This window comes from Streptomyces sp. NPDC049687 (assembly GCF_044465285.1).
Taxonomy (GTDB): Bacteria; Actinomycetota; Actinomycetes; order Streptomycetales; family Streptomycetaceae; genus Streptomyces.
Genome location: NZ_JBITLN010000014.1, coordinates 65,742 through 79,336 on the forward strand (window position 1 = coordinate 65,742; position 13,595 = coordinate 79,336).

The following is a 13,595-nucleotide window of genomic DNA, read 5'->3' on the forward strand; positions in this document are numbered from 1 at the left end:
GGCGGAACCCGCCCGGAGGCGAACGTGGATGGGTGGTCCTAGGCCTTCCGTCCTCCGTCTCCCCGTCTGAGACCATGGGGTACGTGAAAGAGATTCGGCGCGGCACGCTTCAGGAGCAGACCTTCTACGAGCAGGTCGGCGGGGAGGAGACCTTCCGCCGGCTGGTCCACCGTTTCTACGAGGGAGTCGCCGAGGACCCCGTCCTGCGGCCCATGTATCCCGAGGAGGACCTGGGCCCGGCGGAGGAGCGCCTGGTGCTCTTCCTGATGCAGTACTGGGGCGGTCCGACGACGTACAGCGAGAACCGCGGCCACCCGCGTCTGCGGATGCGGCACGCGCCCTTCGTGGTCGACCGGGCCGCGCACGACGCCTGGCTGAAGCACATGCGGGACGCGGTCGACGAGCTGGGCCTCTCCGAGGAGCACGAGGAGACGCTGTGGAACTACCTGACGTACGCGGCGGCGTCGATGGTGAACACCGCCGAGTGACGTGGGCGTGACGCTCAGGGGTGCTGTCGGCGGACGCTGAGGGACGGCATCCCGAGCCCGGGCCCCGTACGCCGTACGGCGATCGACCCGTACGGCGTGCGCAGCCGCAGCCACGCCCCCGAGGAGAGCAGCGCCAGATCCGCCGGGGCGCCGGCGGCCCGCAGGAAGCCCAGCGACTGGGCCGCGTGGACGGCCCGCACGGGAAGCCCGGTGTCCCCGACCGTCCGGGACCAGATGTCCCGCCCGATCCGGTCGAGTTCGGTCCGGACCCGGCTCTCGGGGGCCAGTTCCTCGCTACGGCGCCGGAACTCGCCGACGGCCGCGGCGACCATGGCCCGCAGCTCGTCCGGTGCCGGCAGCCCCTTCTCCGCCCGCCAGCCGCCGCGCGGGGGCAGCACACCGGCCCACGGCGGCCCGGTCACCGCTCCGGGCGCGGTGGCCGTCGCGGCGGCCTCGTCCACCGTCTCCAGCAGTTCCCCCGCCGACACGGTCACGTCCAGGGTGACGTCGAGCCCGTCCTCGTACGGCTTGGCCAGCCGTGCGGCGCGGATCGCGAGCACCTCGAAGGAGGGCGGCCGGCCGAAGACGGCGAGTGCGGTGCCGGCCGCCTGCAGCCGGACCGCTGCTCCACGGTCGTAGTGGAGCAGCCGGGAGAGGAAGGCCGCGAGGTCCGCCGCCTCCCCCTCGTCGGCGAGGTGGAGCACCGTCATGCGGCGACGGCCTCCTCGGCGTCGTCCCGGTACTCGTCCAGGAACGCACGCTCCTCGGCGGTGATCCGGCGCGGCCGCTGCGCCTCGAAGTCGAACGGCACTATGACCGTCGACGCGGTGACGTAGACGTGGTCGCCGTCCTTCACCTCGTAGCGGATGGTGAAGGACGCCGCCCTCACCTCGGTGACCCACAGCTCGATGTCCACGGGCGAGTGCCGGTGGACGAGCTGCCGCTTGTAGTCGATCTCGTGGCGCGCCACCACGGAGCCCTGCTTGAAGTCCTTCTCCGGGCGGAACAGGAAGTCGATACGGGCTTCCTCCAGGTAGCGCAGGAACACCACGTTGTTGACGTGGCCGTACGCGTCCATGTCCGCCCAGCGCAGCGGGCAGCGGTAGATGTGCCGCAAGATCGATCAGCCCCGGGTCAGCTTCTTGTAGGTGGCACGGTGCGGACGCGCGGCGTCCGGGCCGAGCCGCTCGATCTTGTTCTTCTCGTACGACTCGAAGTTGCCCTCGAACCAGAACCACTTGGAGTCGCCCTCGTAGGCGAGGATGTGCGTGGCGACACGGTCGAGGAACCAGCGGTCGTGGGAGACGACCACGGCCGCGCCCGGGAACTCCAGCAGCGCGTTCTCGAGGGAGGACAGCGTCTCGACGTCGAGGTCGTTGGTCGGCTCGTCGAGGAGCAGCAGGTTGCCGCCCTGCTTGAGGGTGAGCGCGAGGTTGAGACGGTTGCGCTCACCGCCGGAGAGGACGCCGGCCGGCTTCTGCTGGTCCGGGCCCTTGAAGCCGAAGGCGGAGACGTACGCCCGCGAGGGCATCTCGACCTGTCCCACGTTGATGTAGTCGAGCTCGTCGCTCACGACGGCCCACAGGGTCTTCTTCGGGTCGATGTTCTCGCGGCTCTGGTCGACGTAGCTGATCTTGACGGTCTCGCCGACCTTGATGCTGCCGGAGTCCGGCTCCTCCAGCCCCTGGATCATCTTGAAGAGGGTGGTCTTGCCGGCGCCGTTCGGGCCGATGACCCCGACGATGCCGTTGCGCGGCAGTGTGAAGCTGAGGTCGTCGATGAGGACCTTCTCGCCGAAGGCCTTGGAGAGGTTGTTGACCTCGACGACGATGGAGCCCAGGCGCGGGCCCGGCGGGATCTGGATCTCCTCGAAGTCCAGCTTCCGCATCTTGTCGGCCTCGGCGGCCATCTCCTCGTACCGGGCGAGACGGGCCTTGGACTTGGCCTGACGTCCCTTGGCGTTGGACCGCACCCACTCGAGCTCTTCCTTGAGCCGCTTGGCGCGCTTGGCGTCCTTCTGGCCCTCGACCTTGAGACGGGTCGCCTTGGTGTCGAGGTAGGTGGAGTAGTTGCCCTCGTAGGGGTGGGCACGACCGCGGTCGAGCTCCAGGATCCACTCGGCGACGTTGTCGAGGAAGTACCGGTCGTGGGTGACGGCGACGACGGTGCCGGGGTACTTCGCGAGGTGCTGCTCCAGCCACTGCACGGACTCCGCGTCCAGGTGGTTGGTGGGCTCGTCGAGAAGCAGCAGGTCGGGAGCCTCCAGCAGCAGCTTGCAGAGCGCGACGCGACGGCGCTCACCGCCGGAGAGGTTGGTGACGGGCCAGTCGCCGGGCGGGCAGCCCAGGGCGTCCATGGCCTGCTCCAGCTGGGTGTCCAGGTCCCACGCGTTGGCGTGGTCCAGGTCCTCCTGGAGCTTGCCCATCTCGTCCAGGAGCGCGTCCGAGTAGTCGGTCGCCATCAGCTCGGCGACCTCGTTGAAGCGCTTGAGCTTGCCCATGATCTCGGCGGCGCCGTCCTGCACGTTCTCCAGGACCGTCTTGGACTCGTCCAGCGGCGGCTCCTGCAGCAGCATGCCGACGGAGTAGCCGGGCGAGAGGAACGCGTCACCGTTGGAGGGCTGCTCGAGACCCGCCATGATCTTGAGAACGGTGGACTTACCGGCACCGTTCGGGCCGACCACACCGATCTTCGCGCCCGGCAGGAAACTCAGCGTCACGTCGTCAAGGATCACCTTGTCGCCGTGCGCCTTGCGCGTCTTGCGCATGGTGTAGATGTACTCAGCCAAGAGAAACCGTCCGGCAGCTTGAAATCTGGCAGTGGGCAGATACACCCCATCTTGCCGGACTGCCACCCCTGGGGGGAAACCCGTAAGACCGGGGGGCTCTGACCTGGGGTTTCGCTGTTGGCAGCTGGGGCTCGTCTGTCACTGTCGGGCGCTGTCGAGTGGCCCCGGAGGGCGTCGGACGGCCCGGAGAGGGCCCGGTCATGGCGAGTCGGGCGCCCCTACGAAGCTCTTGAGCGCGCTTTGCGGGCCTGCCGGAAGTCGAGGTACGACAGCGCTGTGACCAGCAGCGGCACGATGATCCACAGCAGTACGACGCGGAGTCGGCCCGCTGTCAGCGCGGCGACCAGGACCACGGCGACGGCGCTGCCGCTGAAGCCGAAGAACTGCCGGTAGGAGCGGAAGCCACCCGACACCTGCGTGGGGGGATCGTCCTCCTCGGCGAAGGCGGCGCGTACCGGGTGGCTGTCGCCCTCGCGCCGCGCCCGCTGCCAGGCGAAGAACCAGCGGGCGACTGCGTAGAGGACGAAGGTGCCCAGGAAAATCCACCACTCGGTGGGATCGTCGGGTAAGGAGCGCGCCAGTGTCATGGACATCGCGTGCCCCGGGCCCCAGGGAGTAGACGGTTCCGCATGCACGGACCAGACGTGTCGGTCCAGCGGCGGAACGGCCGTCAGCCTCGTGCCCCGTTCTCCTTTCGGCCGACCAGGAGCAGGGCCGCTCCGCCGATCACCACCAGGCCGATGGCGGTGCCCGCGATGATCGGGGTGGCGCTGGAGGAGCCTGTTTCGGCGAGGTTGGTGTCAGTGGCGGTGGTGCCGCCGACGGTGGCCGGGCTGGGGTCGCTGAGGGTCTGGGTGGTCAGGCTCGAGGTTTCCGCGGACTGGGTCACGCAGTCCAGGACACCGGTGAAGCGGTTCTCGGCGCCCTGGAGGCCGGTGATCGTGAAGTCGTAGGCCTGGTCCTCCTGCAGCGGGATCGTCACCGTCTGGGAGGTGCCCGCCCGGATGACGTGCTCCGTGCCCATCAGGCCGAAGGTGAAGGCCTCGTCGCCCTGGTTGGCCACGGTGATGTCCACACCGCTCCTGGCGCAGTTCTTCGCCGCGGACAGGGCCGGTACGGCGCCCTGCTTCGCCCACGTCGCGCTCGCCGTCGCCGACACGGTCGACTCGCTGGAGCCGGCCAGGATCTGCGTCTGGCTGCGGCTCTCGGAGGTGAAGGCGCGGCCCACGGGCACGGTGGTGGAGGCCTGGACCGTCAGTTCGGCCGAGCCCGCCTCGGCGTCGGCGGGCACGTCGAAGAAGAGCTGGCTGCCGTCGCGCGCGGAGGTGACGGCCTTGCCGTCCTTGCCGACGATCCGCACCCCGCTGGTGGCGGCGTCCAGCGGCGGCGCCACCGTCACCGCGCTCGCGTCGGTGTGCACCGTCACCGGCCCGAGCAGTTCGCCGGGGTGACCGGAGACGGCCGGCGCGTCGAGGGTCAGGGACGCCTCGGGCTCGGGCACGTCACGGGCGGCCTTCTGGAGGTAGTCCGCGAGCTGCTCGGCCTGCGGGTCGACGGCGTCGACGTCCGCGCCGTCCGAGTAGCGCCAGATGGCCACCTGGGTGCCGGACGCCGCGTCCTGCTCGGTGAGACCGCCGGTGATACCGGCCTGCTTCGCCAGCGAGGCGAGGTCGTTGACCTGGGGGTAGGAGTTCTGCAGGATCCAACTGATCCTGCCCGCGTTCTCGTTGGCCGCCAGCGAGGTGCCGCTCCACGGAGTCTCGTGGTACTTGGCGTCCCGCTGGGTCGGGTTGCGCAGGTCGACGCAGTAGGTCTGCAGGGTGCCGCCGCCCTCGACGGACATCTCGAACAGACCCGCCGAGACCTCCTGGTCCCCGCTGTCGTCGTGGATCACGGCGGCGCCGTACGTCTTGAGGCCGCCTATGGTCGCGGTGGCTCCGCTCTGGGTCTGCGTGGTCCCGTCGGCGGCGGCCGTGCCCGCGGAGGCGACCACGCCGACGGCGACGAGTCCGGACACCAGCGCCGCCGCGGCGAGGCGGGCGGCGCCCCGCCGACGCGCGGACGGCGCGGAGAACGAAGAAATCAACGCAATTCCCCTTCGTGCAGGACCCGTTGACGTGGGGGGTACGGTCCCACCAGCAGAATCAGAAGCCCCATGAGCCACGTCCGGCATCCTAGAGACGCCCGCGCCCCCGCTTCCCGGTCATGTCATCCGATGGACGATCCGACTCGGAATCGTTATCCCCAAGATCACCCCGCGGGCGCCCACAGGCGGCGCTTGTCGACAAATCCACAGCGTGTTGACGGTGAATCCGCCGACAAGCCGCCGTCCCGTCGCCTCAGGGCGCCTCTTGACACGACGTCAGCATCACGTCACCGCCGCCGGCTCCCGTGCCTCAGCCGCTTCCCCGACCGGTGTCTCCCAACTGGGTTCCGGTTGCCCGGGTGCGCCGGCCACGGCCGGCTCGGGCCTGGCCGAGCGCCGGAAGACCGAGGTGCCGCGCGCGATGTCGTGGCCGATCGACACCGCGTCGATGTCGGCCGACGTCCACCCCTGCTGCCCCTCGCGCGTCTCCGTGCGCACCTTCAGCCTGCCCTGCACGATCACGGGCTCGCCGATGTTCAGCGAGGCCGCCGCGTTGGTGGCCAGCTGCCGGTTGGCCCACACCGTGAAGAAGTTGGTGTGCCCGTCGGTCCAGCCGCTCTTCTCGCGGTCCCAGTAGCGCGCGGTCACCGCCAGCCGGAACCTCACCGACGGTCCCGACGCCAGCTCCCGGTAGACCGGCTGCGTCGCCACGTTGCCCACCGCGCACACCATCGTCTCGTTCACGCGAACCCCCTCCCGTCGCCCGGCCGTTCCGCCGGACGGACACCCGCACGGGCCCGTCCCGTACGGCTGCGGTTGCCAGGGCGACCGCGTCCGTCGCGATCGCCGTGAAGCCAGACTGCCTCCGCCGGACCGGGCCCGCCGAGCCCTGTGGATCACCCCCCGCCTGTGGAGAACTCCACCACCCGGACGAGTGAGCCACGTAGATGACTTGTGGAGCGCCCCGGACGCCGGGCCCCGCACGCCCGTGTCAGCGCACCCCCGCCCCCACCACCCGCCCGTACTGCTCGCGTACCTCCCGGTAGCGCAGCAACTCCGCCGCCAGGGCATCCAGGACCCGGGCCCGGCCGCACCCGGCGGCCGCCTCCCGCAGCCGCCGTTCCGCGTCCTGCCCGTACCGCCGGGCCGGCCCCCGTGCCGCCATCCGGCAGCCCCACTCCACGAGCGGGCCGCCGACGATCCCGGCCACCATCAGCAGCACCGGAACCCCCAGGTTCGGCGCCATGACCCCGGCGATCTGCCCCACCAGCCAGAGGCCGCCGACGATCTGAAGGAGCGTCATGGACGCCTGCGCCAGCACGGCCACCGGCCACCATCCCGGCCGCGGCGGCCGCCCCGGCGGCAGTCCGGTCCGCGCCGCCAGCTCGTCCAGCGCCTCGGGCAGCCCCTGCGCACCGCGTACGGCCGCCTCGCGCACCGCCTGCGCCCAGGGCGCGGGCAGTCCCGCCGAGGCCCGTTCGGACACCGTCCGCACCGCCTGTTCGACGCGCTGGCGGGCCGTTGCCTCCTCGTCGGCCTGAGTGCGGACCGGGGTCCGGCCGGTGACCTGGTCGCTCCGGTCCTGGCACCACCGCCACAGCCGTAGCCAGGGCGTCCCGCAGGCACGGTTGGCGTTGCGCAGCCAGGCGCGTTCGGCGGCCTCACCCGCCGCGGTGGCACCCACCGCGTCCGCGAGCCGGGCGGCGAACTCGTCCCGCGCCTCCTCGCTGAGCCCGGTGCGCTGCCCGGTGACGTAGACGGGCCGCAGCCCGGCCGCCGCGGCGGACACGTCGGCCGAGACCCGGCGCGCCGCCGCGCCCCGCTCCGCGACGAACTGGCCGAGCAGCTCGCGCAGTTCGCCGACGCCGTCGCCGGTGAGCGCGGACAGCGCGAGGACGGTGGCGCCCGGTTCGCCGTACTCGCCGAGGGCGAGGCCGTCCTCGTCGAGCAGCCTGCGCAGATCGTCGAGGACCAGCTCGGCGGCCTCGCCGGGCAGCCGGTCGACCTGGTTGAGGACGACGAACATCACCTCGGCGTGCCCCGACAGAGGCCGCAGATAGCGTTCGTGGAGCATGGCGTCGGCGTACTTCTCGGGGTCGACCACCCAGATGACGGCGTCGACGAGGGCCAGGATGCGGTCGACCTGTTCGCGGTGCTGCACGGCCGCGGAGTCGTGGTCCGGCAGGTCGATCAGGACGAGTCCGCGCAGTTGCGCCTCCGCCTCGGCGCTCTGCACCGGCCGTCTGCGCAGCCGGCCCGGGATGCCGAGCCGGTCGATGAGGCTCCCGGCGCCGTCGCTCCAGCTGCACGCGATGGGCGCGGCGGTCGTGGGGCGCCGGACGCCGGTCTCCGAGATGGGCACCCCGGCGAGCGTGTTGAACAGCTGGGACTTGCCGCTGCCCGTGGCACCCGCGATGGCGACGACGGTGTGCTGCCCGGAGAGCTTGCGCCGGGCCGCCGCCTCGTCGAGGACCCGGCCGGCCTCGGCGAGGGTCCGGTTGTCGAGGCGGGCGCGGGAGAGGCCCACGAGTTCGCGCAGCGCGTCGAGCCGCGAGCGCAGGGGGCCGTCGTAGGCGAGCGGGGGCGGGACCGGTGCGACGCCGCCGGCCCGGGTCTCCGCCGCGACGGCGGCCTGCTCGGCGGCGGACCCCTCGTTCACCCGGCGCGCGATGAGCCCGTCGTCCCAGGCGCCGGCGGAGTCCGTACGGCTGTCCGCGGGGCCCCCGGGTTCGCGCACGCGCGCGGGGGTGGTCCTTTCCGGCACGCGCGCGTGGTCGGCCGGTTCCCTCGCGTCGACCGGCTCCCTCTCGTCGGCGGGTTCCTCCCGACCGGCCTCGCCGCGGTTCCGCGCCCGGCCCTCCGCGTGGGTGCTCCCGGCCTCGCCTTCCACGGAGAGGCCGTCCTCTGCGTGGTCGCTGCTCTCGGCGTTGCCCTTGTTCTCCCTGTGGCCTGTGTTGTCCGTGTGGTCGTTGCCTCTGTTGTCCGTGTGGTCCTCGTCAGTGACGGCGGTCACCGGTCACCTCTCCTTCTGCAGTACGGACAGCGCGGCGATGAGTTCGGCCTGGGGTTCGGCGTGGACGTCGAGTCCATCGAGGGGGGCGAGGCGGCGCTCGCGTTCGGTGTTCAGCACGCGGTCCAGGTGTTCGGCGAGCAGCCGTCCGCCGCGGTCGCGCAGCCGCAGCGCGCCGTGCGCGCCGAGCCGTTCGGCGAGGCCCTCGCCCGCGGTGCGGGCCCGGCGGCCGCCCAGGAGGGCGGTGGCGACGAGGGCGGCGACCGTCTCGGCGTCGGGCGCCGGTCCGCGTTCCAGGGCGCGCACTTCGTCCTCCGCGTACTCCACCAACTCGCGCCGCCACCGTCGTACGGCCATCCCGATGCGGTGTTCGGAGTTCTCCGGCGAGGACTCGGCGTCCCTCAGGGCCGGTGCGGCGGAGGCCGGTTCCCGGCGCCAGGCCTCGTCGACGCGCTCGTCGGCGGCGGTGACGGCGCACAGCAGGAGAGCGGCCAGGCTCTCCACGAGGGCGTCCAGGAGTTCACCGGCGGTGCAGTCCAGCGGGAAGGCCCGCCAGCGCTTGAGCGCGTCCCCGGCGAGTACGGCGCCGTTCTGCAGCCGGCCGCGCACGCGCGCGTACTCGCTGTCGTACGCCCCTTCCACGGCCGAGGTGAGCCGCAGGGCGGCCGCGTACTGCGCGGCGGCGGCGCCGGCGAGTTCGGGCATCCGGGACTTGAGCGAGTCGAGGACGCCGTGGGCGGTGCGGGCCAGGGCGTGATGGCGGGCGCCGGGGTCCTGGGCGTGGTGGACGAGCCAGGTGCGCAGCGGGGCCACGGCGGTCGCCGGGAGCAGCCCGCCGCCCCAGGCGGACTCGGGTAGTTCGGGCACGGTGAAGCGGGGTACCTCTCCGAGGCCGGCCTTGGTGAGCAGGGCGCCGTACTGCCGGGACACCTCGGCGACGACCTGGTGGGGCACGCGGTCCAGGACGGTGACGAGGGTGACGTCGTACTCCTTGGCGGTGCGCAGCAGGTGCCAGGGCACGGCGTCGGCGTAGCGGGCGGCCGTGGTGACCATGACCCAGATGTCGGCGGCGCAGAGCAGTTCGGCGGCGAGGACCCGGTTGTCGGCGACGAGGGAGTCGACGTCGGGTGCGTCGAGGAGCGCGAGGCCGGGCGGGAGGGTCTCGGCGGTCTCGATGCGCAGGACGCGCCGCTCGTCCTGGCCGGGCAGCAACAGGTCGTCCGCCGACTCCTGATGGGGCACCCACACGCGCGTGAGGCCGGGCAGGACGCGCATGCCGCTGAACCAGTGATGGTCCTCCGGATGGCAGACCAGGACCGGGGTCCGCGTCGTCGGCCGCAGCACGCCCGCCTCGCTGACGCGCCGCCCCACGAGGGAGTTGACGAGCGTCGACTTGCCGGCGCCGGTGGATCCGCCGATGACGGCCAGCAGGGGTGCTTCGGGCTGTCTGAGGCGGGGCACCAAGTAGTCGTCGAGCTGGGCGAGGAGTTCGTCGCGGTTGGCACGCGCGCGTGGCGCCCCCGCCAGGGGCAGCGGGAAGCGTGCGGCGGCGACACGGTCGCGCAGGGCGGAGAGTGCGTCGAGCAGCTGAGGCCGTACGTCCAAGGTCACCACATGCGAAGAATGCCCAATTTTAGGGGATTTATGAAGCATATAGGCATGTCTGCGCGCCGATAGGACACAAGGGGCGGAGGGGACGACTGGGACACCGGCACAGCTCAGGCATAACGAGTGCACAACACCCGGGGTCCGAGACGCCAAAAGCGATGCACGATTCGCACCTGCCTGCGATTATCAGGACCGCTTCACTGAACCTCCACATTGAGCCACGGAGGGGAAGCAACCGGGACAAGGAACCGGGAGCCCTATCCTTGTCCCCGGCAACGTCACGGATCAGCCCACACCCGGGCAGCACGTACGAGGCCACCACACCGGCCCCCGTAGCTCAGTGGATAGAGCAGGCGCCTTCTAAGCGCTTGGCCGCAGGTTCGAGTCCTGCCGGGGGCGCAAGTCTCCGCCCTCCCTATGGGAGGGCATTTTTGCTGCTCAGAGTATGTTTCATGCGACACGGCGAAGCCCCTGACGCGCCCCCGACGATCATGGGGAGGTTCCGGCGCTGTCCGGCTGTCAGCGGGTTTTCGCGGGTGCCCCCTGTCGAATACGTGTCGAAGTTCTCGGCGGGAAGACTCAGCCCGCGTCGGGCGGCTCGGGAAAAGATCCCCCGCGGCCTTCAGCCGCCTTTTCAGGTCAGGAAGCTGCCCCTCGACACACCGTGCGTATGTGGCCGGCAGCACCGGAACGCTGTTTCCCGGCCCATTCGGCCACCTGGCGGGTGGAAGTCGGGCCCGGGAAAGCGTCACACCCTGTACTCGCATGACTACGGCTTCCTCCGGTCGCAGCGCGCAGTAGTACAGCGTGGCGAAGAAGACCTGCAGCCGCGTTCCCCCGCGTGGCCGGCGCCGGATCGAGTCGAGGAGCGCCGCCATCTTGCCCGCGCCCCTGATACGGCCGACCGCCCCGGTACCATCGGCACCGGGGTCCGCAGGTGAGGGCGCCGTCATCGGTCTGACGGTGAGCGCGCTCGGCACCGGCCTGGGCATCGCGGCCACACGGATGCAGGTCTCGCACGGTCCGCAACCCGCCTAGGATCCGGCGCGGGGAACAGGGCCACCAGTGCTCATCCGCGAAACGTCTCCGACCCGGTCGTGTGTCCGGGTCGGAGACGTTTCGCGGATGAGCACTTCCGTGTGAGGCCCGCCGGATCGCGGACTACGAACGCCGACTGCAACGCGAAGCTCATGCCCGAAACACGGCAGCGAAGCAAGCTGCGCAGCAGCCACAAGTGTCTGACTGCGTGACAACGCCGACGTACAGCGGCGGACTCACGCGAACGTCTGCAGACCATCAGCGCAGGTGAGAGCCACACCAGCCCAAGGCAGCGCCCCCACCCGAGTTGTGATCACCGATCGGCGGTCATGTCGTCCACCCGCTCACCCTCCGCTTGGGACGGTTCGGTCCTGGGGACATCGGGGTGCTGCTCCACAGCCGCACGCTCGGCTGGTTCGTCGCGCTCGCCCTCGGCTTGGGAGGGAGTGTGGGAGTACAGCCAGCGGTCGTAATCTGAGGCTCCGGTCTTCATTGCGGCCTCCCTTGGTTGGTCATCTCCCATGCTCCTCCCGGGGCCGCATCAGAGCGAGACCGGCCGGCACTTCGTGACTGGGACGCGCGTTCGAACGGTTCGATGCGGCTGACGGATCGCCCGACAAACCCGCGCAGCCGCTACATGGGCGGCTGAGCCGCGCAGTCACGCCGTCTCGTCCCGCCGGACCGACGTGACGCCGCAGGGGAGAGGCGCCCGGGTGCGGCCGTTCAGGCTGGTGGCGGCGTGGAGACGGCGGACATGCCCGCCGCTCACTGCGAGGTCGTCCACGAGATCCCGATCAACCGTCCGTGGTGGCTGGCCTGCGGGAGCCGGGGAGACAGGTCTGCAGGTCTCGCGACTACCGTCGGCGTTGGATGTACCAACCGGCCACCAGCACGATGAGAATGGCAACGACGAAGGCCCACACGGTCGTTGCGCCGTGATACGAGCGGTGGGCAATGAGAGCAAGCACGTCCAGGCGGATACCCCGGGCGTGTGGCTTCAGCCGACACGTCGCCCACCCCTGTGCCGAATGCGTGCCGAAGGCGCCACACGTCGCAGTCGTCAGCCGAAGAACGCGAGGTCCAGAGGAAATGCGCCGGTGATCCCGCCAAGCACCTTCCAAGCGCTTGGCCGCAGGTTCGAGTCCTGCCGGGGCGCAAGTCTCCGCCCTCCCTCCGAGAGGGCTTTTTTACGCCGGTCGGCCGTACGCCGACACCGCGCCCGAACCGGCACGTTCCACGACCCTCACACCCGCCGTCCCGCACCCCGTCACCGCCAGCGCTGCCGGATGCCCCCCGTCGACGGTCAGGTCCGCCATACCCGGCGCGGGCCCCGCACCGAGCCGATCCGGCCAGGCGACCACGGCCGGCGGGGCGTCGGCGGGGGACACCTCCAGCGCGCGCAGCGGCGCGTGCAGGCCCACACCGAGCGCCTTCAGTACGGCTTCCTTCCGTGTCCACGTACGCAGGAAGGCCGGTTTCCGCTCCTCAGGGGGGAGGGCGTACAGGGCGGCCGACTCACGGGCGGACAGGGCGGTGCGCGCGGCGGAGTCGACGTCCAGGGCGGCGTCGGCCTCCTCGACGTCCAGGCCCACCCGCGCGCCCCGGCAGACGGCCACGCCGACGAGCGCCCCACTGTGGGTGACGGAGAGGTCGTACGCCAAAGACACCGAGGAGCGATCCGGCAGGTCCAGCCGGACCTTGCCGTGCGGGCCGCCGCAGCGCGGGCACACGCGCCGCAGGGGGACGTCGGCGGGAGGCACTCCGAGCGACTCGCCGAGGAGCAGACGGCTCAGGGCACAGCCGACGAGAAAACGGCCCCGGTCGGCGGGGCCTGCGGTGGCGTCGTAACGGGCGCGCTCCACGGGGTCGAGCAGGGCGAGCAGACCGTCGTGGGCGTCACCCAGGCGCGCCCACGCGACCTCTACCAGCACGAGATCGGCATACGGCGACTAATGCACCGCGCGCAGCATGCGCGTCACGTTGATCTTCGTCGGCGAAAGACCGAGCTCCACGCTCTGCATCATCCGCTCACCGTTCAGCCGGCCGTAGGCGAGCAGGTCGACGTTGGCCAGGCTGAATTCCGGCCAGGTGTGAATGCTGAGGTGAGAGGCGGAAAGCAGGAGAATGGCGGTGACAGCACCGTTCGGGAAAACATGCGACGCCTCGCCGAGTACCGTAGCGTTTCCCTTTTCGGCGGCCGTGCGCAGCACCTGGAGGAGGCGCTCCTCGTCGGTCAGGATGCTGTGGTCGCTCACCCATACGTCGACGGCATAAGAGCACAGATCGTCGACGTTTATACCCTCGGTGGCGAGGCTTTCGGAGTTGGTCATGGGGAACCGGGGGTGACGAACCGCTGCCCCCGTCTCCTTTCAGATAGATCTGCGCTGGTCCGCGCGGCTGAAGAGGAAGGTCGCGAGGCCGGTGACTGGCGCTCGGTCGGGCCAAGCCTAGCATCCGGGGCGCTCAGGGGCTCGCGAGCGCGTGACGTCAAGGGAAGGGAGAGGCCGGGGGCATATTCCGGCGAAAAACCCTCAGAGACATCCCGGAAAACCTTCTCGACCGAGGTCCGTAAATCTC

Annotated in this window: 12 protein-coding genes and 1 tRNA gene; 2 read left to right on the forward strand and 11 right to left on the reverse strand. The window is 71.0% G+C overall.

Features of this window, described 5'->3' with window-relative positions; genetic code table 11:
* Window positions 1–74 precede the first annotated feature (74 nt).
* Window positions 75–488 carry a globin gene (locus ACIBVL_RS34190; RefSeq protein WP_399103468.1) on the forward strand — a complete coding sequence of 138 codons (414 nt, stop codon included), beginning with the start codon at window positions 75–77 and terminating at the stop codon, window positions 486–488.
* Between the two features lie 14 nt (window positions 489–502).
* On the opposite strand, the gene ACIBVL_RS34195 is transcribed toward ACIBVL_RS34190, so the two are convergent.
* The 8 genes from ACIBVL_RS34195 to ACIBVL_RS34230 form a co-directional block, all read right to left on the reverse strand.
* Window positions 503–1,198, reverse strand: coding sequence for a hypothetical protein (locus ACIBVL_RS34195; RefSeq protein WP_399103470.1), 696 nt, complete (start codon window positions 1,196–1,198; stop codon window positions 503–505).
* A complete protein-coding gene (locus ACIBVL_RS34200) occupies window positions 1,195–1,605 on the reverse strand; it encodes an acyl-CoA thioesterase (protein WP_399103472.1) in 411 nt (136 codons plus the stop codon). The genes ACIBVL_RS34195 and ACIBVL_RS34200 overlap by 4 nt, the downstream gene beginning before the upstream one ends.
* A 6-nt stretch (window positions 1,606–1,611) precedes the next feature.
* Complete coding sequence (ettA, locus tag ACIBVL_RS34205) at window positions 1,612–3,276, reverse strand: energy-dependent translational throttle protein EttA (RefSeq protein ID WP_399103474.1); 1,665 nt, start codon at window positions 3,274–3,276, stop codon at window positions 1,612–1,614.
* A 218-nt stretch (window positions 3,277–3,494) separates the two neighbouring features.
* Window positions 3,495–3,863 carry a hypothetical protein gene (locus tag ACIBVL_RS34210; RefSeq protein WP_399103476.1) on the reverse strand — a complete coding sequence of 123 codons (369 nt, stop codon included), beginning with the start codon at window positions 3,861–3,863 and terminating at the stop codon, window positions 3,495–3,497.
* An 83-nt stretch (window positions 3,864–3,946) separates the two neighbouring features.
* Entirely contained in the window at window positions 3,947–5,362 is a 1,416-nt protein-coding gene (locus ACIBVL_RS34215; RefSeq protein ID WP_399103478.1) for a Cys-Gln thioester bond-forming surface protein, read from the reverse strand.
* A gap of 282 nt (window positions 5,363–5,644) precedes the next feature.
* Window positions 5,645–6,106: a single-stranded DNA-binding protein gene (locus tag ACIBVL_RS34220; RefSeq protein ID WP_399103480.1), complete on the reverse strand. Its 462-nt coding sequence runs from the start codon at window positions 6,104–6,106 to the stop codon at window positions 5,645–5,647.
* Between the two features lie 247 nt (window positions 6,107–6,353).
* Window positions 6,354–8,375 carry a GTPase gene (locus ACIBVL_RS34225; RefSeq protein ID WP_399103482.1) on the reverse strand — a complete coding sequence of 674 codons (2,022 nt, stop codon included), beginning with the start codon at window positions 8,373–8,375 and terminating at the stop codon, window positions 6,354–6,356.
* A 3-nt stretch (window positions 8,376–8,378) separates the two neighbouring features.
* Entirely contained in the window at window positions 8,379–9,986 is a 1,608-nt protein-coding gene (locus ACIBVL_RS34230) for a dynamin family protein (protein WP_399103484.1), read from the reverse strand.
* Window positions 9,987–10,306: 320 nt separating this feature from the next.
* On the opposite strand from ACIBVL_RS34230, the gene ACIBVL_RS34235 reads away from it, so the two are divergent.
* Window positions 10,307–10,379, forward strand: a tRNA-Arg gene (locus ACIBVL_RS34235).
* Window positions 10,380–11,331: 952 nt separating this feature from the next.
* Here the strand turns inward: ACIBVL_RS34235 and ACIBVL_RS34240 are convergent.
* From ACIBVL_RS34240 to ACIBVL_RS34250, 3 genes are all read right to left on the reverse strand, one after another.
* Window positions 11,332–11,511, reverse strand: coding sequence for a hypothetical protein (locus tag ACIBVL_RS34240; RefSeq protein ID WP_399103486.1), 180 nt, complete (start codon window positions 11,509–11,511; stop codon window positions 11,332–11,334).
* A gap of 694 nt (window positions 11,512–12,205) precedes the next feature.
* Window positions 12,206–12,949, reverse strand: coding sequence for a 4'-phosphopantetheinyl transferase family protein (locus ACIBVL_RS34245; RefSeq protein WP_399103488.1), 744 nt, complete (start codon window positions 12,947–12,949; stop codon window positions 12,206–12,208).
* An 18-nt stretch (window positions 12,950–12,967) separates the two neighbouring features.
* Window positions 12,968–13,348 (reverse strand): S-adenosylmethionine decarboxylase family protein, encoded by a 381-nt coding sequence (locus ACIBVL_RS34250; RefSeq protein ID WP_399103490.1) that lies wholly within the window; start codon window positions 13,346–13,348, stop codon window positions 12,968–12,970.
* Between the last annotated feature and the right edge of the window lie 247 nt (window positions 13,349–13,595).